This is a genomic window from Flagellimonas nanhaiensis, from assembly GCF_003382275.1.
Classification (GTDB): domain Bacteria; phylum Bacteroidota; class Bacteroidia; order Flavobacteriales; family Flavobacteriaceae; genus Flagellimonas; species Flagellimonas nanhaiensis.
Genome location: NZ_QTJX01000007.1, coordinates 52,793 through 69,028, shown reverse-complemented (window position 1 = coordinate 69,028; position 16,236 = coordinate 52,793). Strand labels below are relative to the sequence as shown.

At 39.9% G+C, this 16,236-nt stretch carries 15 protein-coding genes; 9 read left to right on the top strand and 6 right to left on the bottom strand.

Annotated features, from left to right (window positions below; genetic code table 11):
* The first annotated feature begins 64 nt into the window (after positions 1-64).
* From tsaD to DX873_RS17830, 3 genes are read left to right on the top strand one after another with little or no spacing between them, the layout of a single operon-like run.
* On the top strand, positions 65-1,093 hold the full coding sequence (gene tsaD / locus DX873_RS17840) for a tRNA (adenosine(37)-N6)-threonylcarbamoyltransferase complex transferase subunit TsaD (RefSeq protein WP_116185859.1): 1,029 nt from the start codon (positions 65-67) through the stop codon (positions 1,091-1,093).
* A gap of 46 nt (positions 1,094-1,139) precedes the next feature.
* Positions 1,140-1,466, top strand: coding sequence for a TfoX/Sxy family protein (locus tag DX873_RS17835; protein ID WP_116185858.1), 327 nt, complete (start codon positions 1,140-1,142; stop codon positions 1,464-1,466).
* A gap of 3 nt (positions 1,467-1,469) precedes the next feature.
* Positions 1,470-2,174, top strand: coding sequence for a 16S rRNA (uracil(1498)-N(3))-methyltransferase (locus DX873_RS17830; RefSeq protein WP_116185857.1), 705 nt, complete (start codon positions 1,470-1,472; stop codon positions 2,172-2,174).
* Here DX873_RS17830 and DX873_RS17825 read toward each other — a convergent pair.
* The gene (locus DX873_RS17825) at positions 2,171-2,956 is read right to left on the bottom strand and encodes a DUF1223 domain-containing protein (RefSeq protein ID WP_116185856.1); all 786 of its coding nucleotides are present in this window, start codon (positions 2,954-2,956) and stop codon (positions 2,171-2,173) included. The two genes, DX873_RS17830 and DX873_RS17825, sit on opposite strands and share 4 nt — an antisense overlap.
* A 39-nt stretch (positions 2,957-2,995) precedes the next feature.
* On the opposite strand from DX873_RS17825, the gene DX873_RS17820 reads away from it, so the two are divergent.
* The 3 genes from DX873_RS17820 (at position 2,996) to DX873_RS17810 (ending at position 5,936) form a co-directional block, all read left to right on the top strand.
* Complete coding sequence (locus DX873_RS17820) at positions 2,996-3,646, top strand: DUF4159 domain-containing protein (RefSeq protein WP_116185855.1); 651 nt, start codon at positions 2,996-2,998, stop codon at positions 3,644-3,646.
* Positions 3,647-3,649: 3 nt separating this feature from the next.
* Positions 3,650-4,750: an AI-2E family transporter gene (locus DX873_RS17815; RefSeq protein WP_116185854.1), complete on the top strand. Its 1,101-nt coding sequence runs from the start codon at positions 3,650-3,652 to the stop codon at positions 4,748-4,750.
* A gap of 73 nt (positions 4,751-4,823) precedes the next feature.
* Positions 4,824-5,936, top strand: coding sequence for a THUMP-like domain-containing protein (locus tag DX873_RS17810; RefSeq protein WP_313777752.1), 1,113 nt, complete (start codon positions 4,824-4,826; stop codon positions 5,934-5,936).
* A 3-nt stretch (positions 5,937-5,939) separates the two neighbouring features.
* Here DX873_RS17810 and DX873_RS17805 read toward each other — a convergent pair whose 3' ends face one another.
* The 4 genes from DX873_RS17805 to DX873_RS17790 are packed head-to-tail and all read right to left on the bottom strand — an operon-like array spanning position 5,940 to position 8,861.
* On the bottom strand, positions 5,940-6,869 hold the full coding sequence (locus DX873_RS17805; protein ID WP_116185874.1) for an alpha/beta hydrolase: 930 nt from the start codon (positions 6,867-6,869) through the stop codon (positions 5,940-5,942).
* Positions 6,870-6,883: 14 nt separating this feature from the next.
* Entirely contained in the window at positions 6,884-7,597 is a 714-nt protein-coding gene (locus DX873_RS17800) for a M15 family metallopeptidase (protein WP_116185852.1), read from the bottom strand.
* A 5-nt stretch (positions 7,598-7,602) separates the two neighbouring features.
* Positions 7,603-8,331: a carboxylesterase family protein gene (locus DX873_RS17795; protein WP_116185873.1), complete on the bottom strand. Its 729-nt coding sequence runs from the start codon at positions 8,329-8,331 to the stop codon at positions 7,603-7,605.
* 8 nt (positions 8,332-8,339) lie between these two features.
* A complete protein-coding gene (locus tag DX873_RS17790) occupies positions 8,340-8,861 on the bottom strand; it encodes a 5' nucleotidase, NT5C type (RefSeq protein WP_116185851.1) in 522 nt (173 codons plus the stop codon).
* Between the two features lie 211 nt (positions 8,862-9,072).
* Here DX873_RS17790 and DX873_RS17785 point away from each other — a divergent pair, with 211 nt between their 5' ends.
* Positions 9,073-13,197 carry an FG-GAP-like repeat-containing protein gene (locus tag DX873_RS17785; protein ID WP_116185850.1) on the top strand — a complete coding sequence of 1,375 codons (4,125 nt, stop codon included), beginning with the start codon at positions 9,073-9,075 and terminating at the stop codon, positions 13,195-13,197.
* 39 nt (positions 13,198-13,236) lie between these two features.
* Here DX873_RS17785 and DX873_RS17780 read toward each other — a convergent pair whose 3' ends face one another.
* Positions 13,237-14,373 carry a PQQ-dependent sugar dehydrogenase gene (locus DX873_RS17780; protein ID WP_181899560.1) on the bottom strand — a complete coding sequence of 379 codons (1,137 nt, stop codon included), beginning with the start codon at positions 14,371-14,373 and terminating at the stop codon, positions 13,237-13,239.
* 238 nt (positions 14,374-14,611) lie between these two features.
* Between DX873_RS17780 and DX873_RS17775 the strand changes: the two genes are divergently transcribed.
* Positions 14,612-15,208 carry a Crp/Fnr family transcriptional regulator gene (locus tag DX873_RS17775; protein ID WP_116185848.1) on the top strand — a complete coding sequence of 199 codons (597 nt, stop codon included), beginning with the start codon at positions 14,612-14,614 and terminating at the stop codon, positions 15,206-15,208.
* Between the two features lie 463 nt (positions 15,209-15,671).
* Positions 15,672-16,220: a DUF4347 domain-containing protein gene (locus DX873_RS17770; RefSeq protein WP_116185847.1), complete on the top strand. Its 549-nt coding sequence runs from the start codon at positions 15,672-15,674 to the stop codon at positions 16,218-16,220.
* Positions 16,221-16,236 lie beyond the last annotated feature (16 nt).

The following is a 16,236-nucleotide window of genomic DNA, read 5'->3' as shown; positions in this document are numbered from 1 at the left end:
TTCCTCAGTTTTTTGATAGGGCTTTATGTTTTACCTTTGACATCCAATTTTTGTTCCAAAATTTGTGGTAGACCAAAAAAGATACATCCTTGCTATTGAATCTTCCTGTGATGATACTTCAGCAGCCGTAATGTGCAATACAAAAGTATTGAGCAATGTGGTGGCCACCCAGGAAATCCATAAACAATATGGTGGTGTTGTACCTGAGTTGGCTTCCAGGGCGCATCAACAAAATATTGTCCCGGTGGTACACCAAGCCTTGGCCAAAGCAAATATCGACAAAAAACAACTATCCGCCATAGCTTTTACAAGAGGCCCAGGGCTTATGGGATCTTTATTGGTGGGCACCTCATTTGCCAAATCATTGGCTCTAGGGTTAAACATACCTTTGATTGAAGTAAACCACATGGAAGCCCATATCCTTGCCCATTTCATTGAAGATGAAGGCAAAGAAGCTCCTGATTTTCCTTTTTTGGCCTTGACCATAAGCGGAGGACACACACAGATAGTCAAAGTGGACCATTATTTCAATATGCAGGTTTTGGGTGAAACTTTGGATGATGCTGTAGGCGAAGCTTTTGATAAAAGTGCCAAGCTAATGGGTCTTCCATACCCCGGTGGTCCCTTGGTGGACAAATATGCCCAACAAGGCAATGCCAAAGCTTTTAAATTTCCAAAACCCAAAGTAGATGGGCTTAATTTTAGTTTTAGTGGATTAAAGACGAGTATTCTCTACTTTCTGAAAAGAGAAACCGAAAAGAATCCTGATTTTGTTTCTCAAAACATCAATGATATTTGTGCCTCTGTGCAGCATACAATTCTGGAAATACTCATGGAGAAGCTCAAAATGGCCGTTGAGCAGACCGGAATAAAACAAATAGCCATAGGGGGAGGCGTAGCCGCCAATTCGGGAATCCGGGGCAAACTCAAACAGGCCGAAGCTGATTTAGGATGGAAAACATATATCCCGAAATTTGAATATTGCACAGACAATGCGGCTATGATCGGTATAGTAGGCTATCTTAAATACCAAGCAGAAAACTTTACTGATCAAAGTGTGGCGGCCAAGGCCAGATACGCCATAGGAAGTTGAAGTTTTATCAATATTATCCCTACCTTTCATTTCCATTTTTTAAAGTATGGCCTATAACGAAGAAACCGTACTGAGGATAAGAAAATCCTTAGCCTTATTTCCTGAAACCTTTGAAGAAAAAAAAATGTTCGGAGGTATTGCATTTCTGTACAAAGGAAAAATGACCGTAGGCCCTGTTAAAGACGATTTAATGGTCCGGGTTGTACATGAAAAAATGGAAGAAATCTTAGAAAAAGAGTTCGTCCGTCCCATGGATTTTACCGGAAAGCCCATGAAGGAATTTGTTTTTGTATCCCCTAAGGGGTTTGCAACCGAAGAACAATTGTACAAGTGGGTAGAACTTGGACTGGAACACGCAAAAAGCAAACTTTGACTTATGCAATTATTTTATAATCCTTCACTGGACAATAGCTACAAACAGTTCTTTTTTCCTCCAGAGGAAAGTAAACATATTACCCGTGTTTTAAGGAAAAAGGAAGGTGATGTGGTACATATCACCAACGGCAGAGGATATCTTTATGAGGCCGAGATTTTAATCGCCGACCAAAAAAAATGTAAGGCCCAGATTGTCAATGAGCACAAAACAGTTCCCAAGAGATATAGGTTGCATTTGGTTGTTGCCCCAACAAAAATGAACGATCGCTACGAATGGTTTCTGGAGAAGGCCACAGAAATTGGGGTCGATGAAATTACTCCTATACTCTGCGACCACTCTGAACGCAAAACTGTAAAATTGGAGCGAATGGAACGCATAGTCCAGGCTGCTATGAAACAATCACTCAGGACCTTTATGCCCAAGATCAACCCGATGATATCATATCAACAATTTCTGGAACAAGAAAATAAAGGATTAAAATTCATTGCACATTGTGCCAAAGGAGAAAAAATGGAACTTAAACGAAGAGTGGCCGCAGATAAGGATGTAACCATCCTGATTGGACCTGAAGGGGATTTTTCAAAATCTGAAATTGATCTGGCCAGCAAAAATAGGTATGTCCCCATTGCTTTGGGAAAGCACAGGCTGCGGACTGAAACGGCCGCAATCGTGGCATGTACCATTGTGGCCATGATCAATAGTTAGCGACCCACAGAAGCCTTGGATGCCCCTGTAATATCCAAGTTATCGTTCTCAATTAACACCATTAAGATCAAATTATCATCGGCATTAACAGTCGCCGGAATATTGATTGTAGTAGCCCCATTCTTATCCACGGACTCCACATATTTTTCGGCAACTACTATATTGCTGTTCCGCAGAACCCGATTCCTATTTTCTCCACGGGTAACTTTGGTCGTCTTATCGTTCAATACCAAAACCACTCTTGCTAGTTTTCCTTCCAGACTTCCCTCAATCTTATATTCAAAAGAAACCCTGTTCCCTAAGGATTCAATGTTTGATAAATCAATATCGTTTTCTGCTCTTTTACCTTTGTATGCGGCTATTTTTGAATACAACTTGTATTGATTCGACCCAACCAAATGCTCCCTTCCATTGATTACCAACTCTGGGGTATAGTTGCCACTGTAACCAAACTTTCGATTGTAATCGCTTTGCTTTTTGGTATAAATTGATTTGGAAAAAGGATCTTTCCAGCCTATATAGTTCCAATAGTCCACATGATAAGATAGCGCAAAGACTTCCTTCGGATATTGGTTTTTGACCTTTTCCAAAAGTTCATCCGCAGGTGGACAACTGGAACAACCTTGTGAAGTAAACAATTCCAAGACCACCAAAGGTGCGAAAGATGTATCTTTAGCACTTTCAATTTCGTCCTCAATTCGGTCTTCCATCTGGGCGGTATAAAGCGCCATCAAGGACATCCCAAAAAAGGCCATCGATGAAATTATAACTTTTTTAATCATGAATACTGTACTTTTGGTCAATTGGTTAATCGCAATCTGATGAAGCTACTTACTACACTAGGGTGTTTTTTAACTTTTTTTGTGACAATCAACCTTGCTTCGCAAGAACTTGCCGTCCTCAAATACGGTGGCGGAGGTGACTGGTATTCCAATCCAACTGCCCTACCCAACTTGATACAGTTCTGTAATGCCAATATTGATACTAAACTAAATGCCAATGTAGAATCGGTGGAAATTGGGAGTGTTTCAATTTTCAGGTATCCGTTCATTCATATGACAGGGCACGGTAATGTTTTCTTTTCGGATGAGGATGCTGAAAATCTCCGAACTTATTTACTCTCTGGTGGCTTTCTTCACATTGATGACAACTATGGTATGGAGCCCTATATCAAGAGGGAACTCCAAAAGGTTTTTCCAGATAAACAACTTGAAGAATTGGGAGGAGATCATCCCATATTCAATCAAAAATATGCGTTCCCGGACGGCCTTCCCAAAATACATGAACATGATGGACAAAGGCCCCAAGCCCTTGGCATTTTTGACCGTGGCAGGTTAGTTCTCCTCTTTACTTATGAAAGTGATCTAGGTGATGGCTGGGAAGACCCGTCGGTGCATAATGACCCCGAAGAGGTAAGACTAAAGGCGTTACAAATGGGCGCAAACATAATTGAATATGTCTTTAAAAGCTGATTCATGAATTCGAGAACAATAGCCAACGGAATTTTGAGGGCCACAGGAATATTGGTGGGGATTGCCCTCTTGTCCTATTTTTTATATGCAATAAGATCAGTATTGGCCTATTTGGCCATAGCCACGGTAATTGCCCTATTGGGAAGGCCAGTGGTTCTTTTTTTGCGCAAAAGGCTAAAGTTTCCGAACACTCTGGCGGTAATTGCCACTATGATTTTCATGCTGTCCATCTTCGTGGGAATTCTGGCTCTATTCATTCCATTGATATCTGAACAAAGTAGGAACCTTTCTTTGCTTGACATTGAAGCTCTAAAAGCTGATATCAATACGCTCTACCTTCAAATATTGGATTATTTTGGCGCCACCACCGGCAATGTTTCGGATTTAATCCAAGACTCCCATTTGGAAGAAAGTGTACTTCAGGGACTTGACTTGGGTTTTATCCCAAATTTCCTTAACTCTTTTGTCAACGTACTTAGCAATTTCAGTATAGGACTTTTTTCTGTACTCTTTATTTCCTTTTTCTTTTTAAAAGATCGCAAGTTGTTCCAAAACGGGCTCCTCACTTTTATTCCAAATGACAAAGAGAGCAATATGGTAAAGTCCATTGAGAAGATCAACGGGTTGCTGTCTAGATATTTTGCCGGAATCTTATTGCAATTGTTCATCTTGTTCGTAATCTATTTTATTGCCCTTTTGATTGTAGGTGTGGAAAATGCCATCGTGATTGCATTCCTCTGTGCACTCTTTAATATCATCCCCTACATTGGACCGATCATTGGAGGTGTTATTATGGTAACATTGACCATGACCAGTTTTCTAGGAGCCGATTTCAGCACCGTGATTCTTCCCAAGGCATTGTACGTTTTAATCGGTTTGGTCATAGGACAGCTTATTGATAATTTCTTTTCACAACCCTTTATTTTTTCCACAAGTGTAAAATCGCATCCGCTGGAAATCTTTTTGGTCATTATAATTGCTGGACTTGTTTTCGGTGTTGTTGGAATGGTTGTAGCCGTACCTGGTTATACCGCCATCAAAGTGGTTCTCAAGGAATTTCTCGCAGAATATTCATTTGTGAAAAAGTTGACCAAAAACCTGTAGTAACAGTTTGAATAAATCTATATTAAATACTGGTGTACAGGATTTTATAAATAAAAAATGGAATGCTGACACCATGTCAGTTTTATTAAAAAAACAGCTTTTTCAAGATGTTACCCAAAAGGAGTTGGTAGAACAGCTTGAAGCAAAGAAAAGATGCAAGGACAAACTCCCCACATGGTTTGGTACTCCAAACATTTATTATCCCAACAAACTAAATATTGAGCAAACCAGTTCGGAGAAAACAGCAAGCTACAAAGCTGATATGATCAGTGGAAATTCCCTTGTTGATCTCACGGGTGGTTTGGGAGTGGACAGTTATTTTTTTTTAAAAAAGTTCCATGAAGTCGTTCATTGTGAGATAGATTCCAACCTTAGTGAAATAGCTCAACATAATTTTCAGGTACTCAATCAAAATAATATAAACTGTCTTGCAAAAAACGGAATTGATTATCTAAAAACCATAGACAAAACTTTTGATTGGTTATATGTTGATCCTTCTCGAAGAAGTGACCATAAAGGAAAGGTGTTTTTGTTGGAAGATTGTATCCCAAATCTTCCCGAAAATCTTTCATTGCTTTTTCAAAGCACTAAAAATATCTTAGTGAAAACTTCTCCCCTGTTGGATATAAAACAAGGAATAAAGGAATTGGATTTTGTCAAGGAAATCCATGTTGTTGCAGTTAAAAATGAAGTAAAAGAGCTTCTATTTGTTTTGCAGCATGGTTTTTTAGGGGATATTCATATCAGAACTGCCAATCTTCTTCAGGATACCCATCAAATTTTTGATTTTTGGCTGCACGGAGAATCCGAAGCAATCATCAACTACGGTAATCCTGAAAGTTATCTCTATGAACCAAACGCTGCTATATTAAAATCCGGAGGGTTCAAAAGTGTTGGTAGAGAGTTTCAATTAACAAAGCTTCACCCGCATTCCCATCTTTTTACTTCATCAGAATTGAAGGATTTTCCCGGACGACGATTCAAGGTAGAGGAAATCCTTCCCTATTCAAAAAACCTGTTCAAGACCCAAAAGAACTTAAAGGCAAACATAACCACACGAAACTTCCCTCTTTCGGTAGCCGAACTTCGAAAAAAACATAAAATCAAGGATGGTGGGGAAACGTATCTATTCTTCACAAAAATTGAAAACAACACTATGGTGGTGTTGCGTTGTAAGAAGGTGTAGAGCTTATTCCAAATTTTCAATCCAATCAAACAGCAGCCCTACCCAACCCTTCAATCGCTTGTCCTGTAAAGCCAATGAAAATCCATGTCCGCCAGTCGGATAAATGTGCATGGTCGCGGGAACTCCCTTATTCTTCAATGAGCTAAACAATAACACGCTGTTCTCAACAGGAACTGCTTCATCATCCACAGCATGCAATATAAATGTTGGAGGGGTGGTTTCTGATATATTTTTATGGGTAGAAAAACGGTTGATCAGTTCATCGGTAGGATTTTCACCCAGAAGCGCTCCTCTAGTCCCCACATGGGTGGTTTCATCTTCCATTGAGATTACCGGATAAATTAAGGCCATGAAATTTGGACGCGCATTTAGATCATCTACATCATCCTGTTTTTCATAAACCTGCTCCCCATAATAAACTCCCAAGGTAGATGCCAGATGACCTCCCGCGGAAAAACCGATTACTCCTATCTCATCCTCATTTATATTCCATTCCTTTGCCCTACTCCTTACCAAACGCATAGCGCGTTGCGCATCCTGCAATGGCACTACCTCTTTTTTTTCAGTGATGGACTTTGACAACGGTAAACGATATTTCACAACAATTCCCGCAATTCCTTTGGAGTTTAGCATTTTGGCTATGTCCGAGCCTTCCCAATCATAGGCCAACCCATGATAACCCCCACCTGGAAAAATCAAAACTGCTCTGCCATTTGCGCTACCCTTGCCAGGCAAATAGACTTCAATAATTGGATTCTGGACATTTCGTATCCATCTGATATCTTCAACTACATCCTCTTCCTTTTCTTTTGATGGACTTTGATTTGGTATTTTATTGGGCCATAAGGACACGATAGCGTCCTGGGCTGAAAGATTAGTTCCCATAAGCGTTACTAGGCATATTAAAATAGGTGTAAGTCTTATTTTGTTCATTATTTTGAATTTGTTCAGTCTTTGCAATCCCATTTGAAATTTGCGACTTTATCGTTGGAGCCTGCGGAGAGATTATAATGCCACCATTCTGTTCTAATGGACCAAAATCCATGAGCCTCCATGGTTTCTTTCAAAAGCTTTCTATTGGCTAGAACCTCTTCGGGCAAATCCAGGTTATCGTGATAGGCCCTTTTTCCAAAAAAGTCGAAATCCGTTCCCATGTCCAGTTCGTTCCCTTCCATGTCAACCAAAGTGATATCCACCGCACCCCCTTTGTTATGGATAGAACCTTTTACCGGGTTCGCCACATATTGAGGATTGGGGACTATCTCCCACATCTTGTACTGCACCGAATTAGGGCGATAACAATCAAAAAATTTGATTCGGACTCCTTGGGTGATAAAATCTTGGTTTGCCTTTATAAGGGCTTTGGCTGTTTTCACCCTGGTGTAACATTCGGCACAATCATAGACCTTGGCCTTTAGGAAATTGTTCTCAGTGGCATAACGGAGATCATAAACAAAATCTTCGCTAAAATCCGCCAAACGAACAAAAGTAGTGTCTGCCAAACCTTCAAAACTTCTCAATTTCGATTTTTGGACATTTGGTTCTTCAATTTCCCTGAGAACCTGTTGGTCCGGAACCAATTGTTTAGGTACCTCCTGTTGTTTTTCGCGGCAGCCGATTACTGACACAAGTAAGACTAGAATATATATGGAATACTTCATCTAAATCAATTTACACGTTTTTGTTGGGCAAACCAAGTATACAAGGATTCTGTGGTATATGCTTTTTCCCATGCATTGTGTCCTACATTGGGATAACGGGTATATTTAACCTGGTACCCCATCTTTTTTAGCTTTGCAACCATTTCGTCCGATTCACTCACCTGAATCACATCGTCTTTGGCACCATGAAAAACCCATATGGGCATTTCTTTGTCAATCCAATGTGCATAGGGCAAGGGTGCCATACCACACACCACGGCTAGGGCAGCAAATTTATCGGGATATTGGGTGGCCAGTTCCCATGCTGCATTTCCTCCCCTACTGAGTCCTGTTAAATAGATACGATTTTTATCCACTCGATTGGTTTCAATTACTGAATCCAATAATTGGACAACCGCTTCGGTGTTCCACCACTTTTTTTCATGAGGATTTTGTGGAGCCAGAACCAAAAAAGGAAACTGTTTCCCTTCTACCAAAAGTTTGGGTGGTCCATTCTCCTTTATCTGCTCAAGATTTCCTCCTGCTTCTCCTCCACCATGTAAAAAGAGTAAAATCCCATACTCACTGTCCTCGTTGGCTTCATAACCTTTTGGATAATAGAGGTAATAGCGAAGGTTTTCTTTTGTAACGGTCTGTAATTCATTCTCAATCAATTGAGATTGTGCGGCACAGCCTTGTAGGAGCAATATGCCTCCAAACCAAACCAATCTAAAAATGAGAAGTGACTTATACATTCTGAGGTTTATAAAAGTTTTTCTGCTATTTCCTCCCAACTATTGGCCCTTTCAAAATCCGTGGTGTTTACATTATGAGGGGACGTGAACATGATTGAGCGCCCTTCAAAAGATGTTAGATTACGACTTCTATCATCTATAAGGACATCTCCTTTTAAAATAAATTTGTTGCCACATAATATCCTATTCTGCCAGGGTATAAAAGGAAAAAACTCATCCAACCAATCTGATTTTTCCTTTAAGGAATTTGGAAATTCCATGGCCGCAGAGGCGATATATACTTCGTGTGCTTTGCACAATTCAGATAGTATCTGTTGACTTTGGGAAATAACCTTGAGGCTTTGAAAGAATCCCACTCGATGAGCATGTCCCATAATGGACTCTTTGTGTTCTTTGGGCACGCATTGCCAAACTTCTTTCCCATGACATTCTTCAGCAGAAAGTTTGGCCTCATATTCGGAATTATAGATTTCAATATGGGCGTTGTACGCATCCGCAATCACCTCATCCATATCAACAAAAATGGTCATAGAAAATATTTTTGGTTAAGATATGAAACCCTAAACAAGTCAAAAACAATTGTCAAGGGTATTTTCAAGTTGCAAAGGTTTGAAATACTTCATTGCATCAAAATAAAAAGCTTTACCTCCACATAGCATTGATTATTGGGAATTAAACCCCATAGTTTGAACATTCCCTCCCTAATTGTTATTATTGTGTTATTAAATTGTAAGGCTTTATATGGGAAGTAGATTACAATGGTTTCTTTTTTTGGGCGCCATAATGTCAATAGGATTAGGTTATAGCCAGACATTTTACGAAAGAAGTCCAGATTTACTGGGTGCAGAAGAAATAACTTATGGAGACTTGGGAGCATTCTTCGGGCCTGGGATTTCTTTTATGGATTATGACAATGATGGCTGGGATGATATTACCGTGCCATCTTCCACTACCAGAGATTTTCAATTCTTAAGAAACGTAGGTGGATCATTTGAATTACAAAATTTACCGATAACCAGCAATGGTCTTCAGTCTAGGCAGGTCATTTGGGTTGACTTTGATAACGACGGGGACAACGATTTCTTCGCTGCCAGCACAGAGGGAAGATGCTGGCTCTATAGAAATGATGGCGGCAATACTTTTACTGATATTATAGATTCTTCGCAAATCTCCCAACAACCCTATGAATTTTTAGGAGCGTGCTGGGGAGATTATGACAATGATGGGTTTTTGGATCCATTTATTATGGTTAGAACTCCCGTTGATGGAAACCACAATTTGTTATACCACAATAATGGAGATGGAACATTTACCGATGTTACCCAAGCTGCAGGTCTCCATTTAACCGGGAAAATGACCTTGAGCGCATCTTATCTTGATTTTGATAGAGATGGGTTCCAAGATATTTTATTGGCCAATGACAAAGGTCTTATCGCAAATACCCTATATCGTAATAAAGGTGATGGAACATTTCAGGATGTAAGTATTCTATCCAATATGGACCTCCTTGTTGACGGAATGTCCACCACAATTGAGGATTATGACAATGATGGGTTTCTTGATGCCTACATTACTAACATTTATCCTCACTATAATCCAACAAGTGTATTGGGAAATGCCTTCATGCGCAACAATAGGGATGGAACCTTTTCCAATATTGCACTGGAAAATGGGACCAGATTTGATGGCTATGCTTGGGGGGCTGCCTTTTTGGATGGGAATAACGATACCAATCTGGATCTTTTCATGAGCAGTCATCTTGATGGCAGTGATGGAAGGCTATCAGCAGTTTATCTTGAAAATGATGGACTTGGGAATTATACCATTCCAAGTTCCAATGGATTCGAAGAAGACACCGCCAATAGCTTTGGTAATGCCCTAGGGGACATCCAAAATGATGGGCTTCCAGATTTGGTGGTAATCAACATGGACAATCAGCCCATCGACCTATGGGAAAACAAGACAACTACCTCAAACAATTGGCTCAAAATAAAACTACAAGGCACCCAGAGCAATCGCATGGGGGTAGGATCGTTCATCAAAATTGGAATCGATAATCAGGTTTACTATCGATATACTCTATGCGGAGAAGGTTATTTGTCCCAAAATAGCAGTTACGAATTTTTTGGTCTGGGACCTGCTACGACCGTGGACTTTATTGAGGTCTCATGGCTAAGCGGAATTGTGGACCGTTTTGAGAATATTAGTGCCAATCAAGCCTTGACGTTGATAGAAAACACAAATCCCATAGACAGTGGCGGTGGAAATGGAGATGATCCAAATCCTGACCTATCTGATCATTCCGTGGCAAGATTGTGGAACGAAGCTTTATTGAATGCCATCCGTTGGGATTATGCAAGACCTACGGTACATGCCCGAAACCTCTTCCACAGTTCTGTTGCCATGTACGATGCTTGGGCCGTTTTCCAAGATGAAGCTGAAACCGTTTTTTTGGGAAAAAGTTTTGGAGGCTACGCATGTGAATTTAATGGAATTGAAGACCCTGAAAATGTTGAGGAGGCCATCAATGAAGTTATGAGCTATGCCATGTATCGCCTGTTGAGTCATAGATTTTCCAACTCTCCGGGCTCAACCGCCACCATACAGACAATAAACAGTCTCTTCAATAATCTGGGTTATGATCCTTACTTTACAGATGTTGATTATAATAATGGCTCCTACGCCGCCTTGGGCAACTATATTAGTGAGCAGTTAATTCTTTTCGGTTTGGAGGATGGTTCAAACGAGATAAACGCATATTCAAACCAACAGTATACCTCAATTAATGAACCTTTGGAATTGGAAGTTTACGAAGATGCCTATACACTAAACGACCCTAATCGTTGGCAACCTCTAAAATTTGAAAATTTTGTAGACCAAAGTGGAAATTTGATTGTTGGGGACACCCCCGATTTTTTGAGTCCAGAGTGGGGAGAGGTAATTCCTTTTGCTTTAAAAGAAGCAGATCTGGAGGTTCTTAATAACGGATTTGAGAGCTATGTCTACAACAACCCGGGGGCTCCTCCAAATATTGAAAATGGCAACGGAATAGACGACCCCTATAAATGGAACTTTGCACTCGTAGCTTTGTGGTCATCACATTTGGATCCCAGTGACCCAACTTCTATCGATATTTCTCCTGGCGCCATTGGAAATATCGATTTAAGTCAATACCCGTCTTCTTTTGAAGAATATAAGTCCTTTTACGACTTTCTTGAAGGAGGTGATATAGGAACAGGGCATACTATCAATCCGTTTACTCAACAACCATACGAACCCCAAATAGTGAAGCGAGCGGATTATGCCCGAGTTTTGGCAGAGTTCTGGGCAGATGGTCCAGATTCGGAAACGCCACCGGGGCATTGGTTCACTATTCTCAATTATGTTTCGGACCATCCAGATCTAGTAAAACAATTTACTGGTGACGGGCCTTTGTTGAATGATCTGGAATGGGATGTAAAATCGTATCTGGCCTTGGGTGGCGCTATGCACGATGCCGCCGTAAATACATGGGGCATTAAAGGTTACTATGATTATATCAGACCAATATCCGCCTTAAGATATATGGCATCAAACGGCCAAAGTTCAGATACAAACTTGCCTAGTTATCACCCTCATGGTATTCCATTGGTTCCTGGAAAAATTGAATTAATTGAAATTGGAGATCCGTTGGCCGGCCCTTCTGATGAGAACGTAGGAAAAATTAAAATCTTTGGTTGGCGTGGTCCCGATTTTATTTCAGACCCAACCCAGGATGTGGCAGGTGTTGGTTGGATTCTTGGAACGCATTGGTGGCCATACCAAAGGCCGTCGTTTGTAACACCTCCTTTTGCTGGATACGTCTCAGGGCATTCCACTTTTTCTAGAGCTGCTGCAAAAGTTCTAACTATGATTACAGGAGATACTTTCTTTCCGGGAGGTATGGGTGTCTTTGATATAGAACAAAATAAGTTCCTAGTATTTGAACAAGGGCCAAGTGAGAACATGACACTTCAATGGGCCACTTATCAAGATGCTTCCGAACAGACCAGCCTTTCCAGAATTTGGGGAGGAATACATCCTCCAATCGATGATATTCCAGGTAGAATCATGGGAGAGAAAATTGGAGGCGAAGCATTTGAATTGGCAAACGCTTACTATAACGGTTATGCTAGTTTCAGCCATGACAATTTTTTAATCGAAGTCAATGGAGAAACTTGTGTGGACAATAATGATGGGGCAATTTCAATCGTTGCAAGAGACTACTATAATTATAAAGCATCTGTTAACGGTCAAGAATATTTATTTAATTCCGAGCTGACAGTTACCGACCTAGCTCCTGGAACTTATTCGCTATGTATTGGTGTGGATGGAAATAGTACTATTGAACAATGCTATGAGCTCGTGGTGAAAGAAGTACTTCCTGCGGACATTACCACTTCAATTACCGGAGAAGGTAGTGCTGTTAAGGTCACGGTGAATGTTAAAGCAGGTTCCCCTCCCTATCTTTTAGAAGTGAACAACCTAGCCAAAGGAACATTTGAAAATAATGAGTTTGAAGTTTCCGTGAAAGAAGGTGATCTTCTAAAAATATCCTCGGCTGTGCCGTGCGAAGGCTCTTATTCAGAATTAATTGATCTAGGTAACAAGGAAGCTTTAGTATTTCATTCTAACCCAAATACTGAGGAGGCCATCATCAGGACAACCGGTATAAACGGCACCTTTCCAATTTCCATTTATGGATTGAATGGTCAACTCGTACATGCTTCAACCTATAAGATGACCAATGAGGAAATTCGGATACCCGTGAATAGTCTTGCTCCAGGAATTTATGTGGTGGTCATTGAAGCAAACAAACCGATAACGTATAAGCTCGTCAAACGATAGGTATTGTTTGCTTGTACTTTGATGGTTTATTCTCTTAGTTTATAAAGGAACCATTCTTAATATCATGCCACCATCCACCCCAAGGTATAGCAATCCATCTGGGCCTTCACGAACCACGCGTACCCTCCTTCCAAAATCTTCCAACAACCTTTCTTCATGAATCACTTTGCCATCTTTTAAAACTAATCGGTTTAGGTGGGTCAATGCCATGGCGCCAATAAAAAGATTCCCTTCCCATTCCGCAAACTCCTCCCCAGTGTAAAATTCCATGCCACTTGGAGCAATGGAAGGGGTATAATGATACATGGGCTGTTCCATACCCTCCATATGGGTGATTCCATCTCCGATAGGGGTATCATCATAATCAATTCCATGGCAGATTATAGGCCACCCATAGTTTTTTCCCGGTTCAATGCGATTCAGTTCATCCCCACCCTTTGGGCCATGTTCATGTAGCCAAAGCTCTTCTGTTTTGGGATGCAGTGTGAGGCCTTGCGGGTTTCTGTGTCCATAGCTCCAGACTTCAGGTTTTGCTCCAGAAACTTCATAAAATGGATTATCCTTGGGGACTTGACCATCCTCGAAGATGCGCATTACCTTTCCCAAATGGTTGTTCAAGGTCTGGGCCGAATCCATTAAATCATACCGGTCCCCCATCGTAAAATATAGATAACCCTCTTTTATCGCCATTCTGGAGCCATAATGACTTGGAGACTTAAAAAAAGGAGATGCGGTAAAAATTCGCTGTAACTCTACAATAGAATCCCCCAAGAGTTTGAATCGCTCCACTGCCATGGAACTACTTATGGAATCCCCAATGGAATGGGAAAAATATAACCATCCATTAATTTCATAATCGGGATGAGGTAAAATATCCAGGGCACCTCCATCTCCGCGACAATACGATCTCGGTACACCTTTTAGCCTTCTTTTCTTGCCCGACTTTACATTGATTTGAAGTATTTCTCCTGAAAACCGATTGGTTACCAACATTTTACCATTAGGTAAAAAGCACATGCCAAATGGAACACGAATACTGTCCGTTATTTTCTCCAGTCTAAAATTAAGCTCTTCACTTTCAAATACACCCAATGATTCCTTTTGGGTACATCCAAAACAGAATACTAGTATAAGATTGAGATATACGATTCGTTTTAAAGCCACCTGTGTTTGCATACATTTCTGAGAATTAACAAGTTGTAAATATGCTTCTTCCAGGCAACAAACACTATCGAATTTCAACAAAACTCTCATGGATTTATAAATCCATTAGCTGTTCATAACCGCGATTCAAAACCTCTATGAAATGGGGCTTTGGAAAATTTTGATATTCGGTCTATTCTTATTCTTTCAATTGCTTCAAAATGCTATTTTTGATGAAAGTTAAAATCTCTCAAAACAACCAAAACCAAATATGCAGGCCAAACCCAACCTAGAAAAGAACCTATTTATCGTTTTCTACCTAAACTCTATCTTCCCACTTGGTCCAAAGCTCAAATCCTATTTAATTGAAAATATAAAGAGCTGTTCTTTCCAGAAAAATGAGATCATCAGCAAAGAGGGGGAAATCTGCAATAGATTGTATTTGATCAAGAAAGGAATGGTAAGAGGCTATTATGTAAGTGATGGCGAAGAAATTACAACTTGGATAGATACCGAAAACGAACTCTTTACTTCCATCACCGGCTTTTTTAGAAACAAAAAAAGTATGGAAAATATTCAGGCTCTTGAAGATACGCATTGCGACTATTTGGAATATGAGGACTACAAATACTGCTTGAACAATTTTCCTGAGATGCGCCAAATCAATAGGATTTTCTTAGAGGAATATTACATATTGGCAGAGCATCGTGTGTATTTGGCAAGAATCCCAAACGCCCGAAAACGTTTAAATTATTTTATTGAAACATGTAAGCCTCAAATTGCTAAGCGAATACCAAAAAAATACTTGGCTTCCTTTTTAGCTATGAGACCAGAAACCCTTTCCAGACTTCTTAAGGAAATAAAATAAGTAAGGTCCTTTTCTAAGTGTAAAAAGCATTTTACTCTGATGGAGAACACCAAAATTTACACTCTTTCCTACTTAATTACTTCTAATAATTGTAAGAAAATGCTTTAAAATTGATAAATATCAATTTGTCAAAGGATTTCTTGAAATAAGATTTTTTTACTGCCGTTTCTTAGGTTGTAGATAAGAAAATATTTACAATTAAAAACTCGAAATGTAAGAAAAATATATCCATCGGGTAAACTTTAAACCTTAAAAAACAGTTCCCTTTTTATGAAATAAATCTACTTAACACTTCCAAGGAATAATCTCCGAATTTATCACTGAGTCCCTGTAAAAATCAATAGTTGGGGCTATCCGTAGAGTTGCTACTGTTCAGGTGGCCAAACCATGCTATGTCCATTCTGAACTGAATAATTGAACTAAAAAATCATACTGAAACTAAAAAACCAAATTCAATAATTCAATGAAAAATCAAGTAAACAGAAAATCTTCATCCTTCTTTTTTGTGCTATTTATCCTTTTCATGATAAAGGCCACAGCCCAGTCAGATGAATTGATTATCATCGACTCCAACTATTCCCAAAAACAACAAGTTTTAAACAATAAACCAGCAGGTTCCATGGTCTTGGAAATTGGCTCGGAGGAGAATGCCTGGAAAGTAATTCGAAACTATCTGGAGCAAAATCAATCGATTGAAGCCCTGCATTTATTTGCAAATGCAAACTACAATTCCATTGCCCTGGGATCCAATCTTTATGATTCCGAAGCAATCGATCAGGAATTTGAACTATCGATGCTCGAGGGGCTCTATCAAGGAACCAATCTGCAGCTCTTGATATATGATTGCAACCTGGGTTCAAATGCAGAGGGACTTGCCCTCCTAAAGAAAATCAGTGAGCGGTCTTACTTCAATATTGCCATTCCCACCAACTGCAGTTCGGTAATGGGCAACGATTTGGTATTTGATCATACCACCCTGAATCAACCTATAAAAAATTCAATATTTCAATAGATAACTTACCATGAAA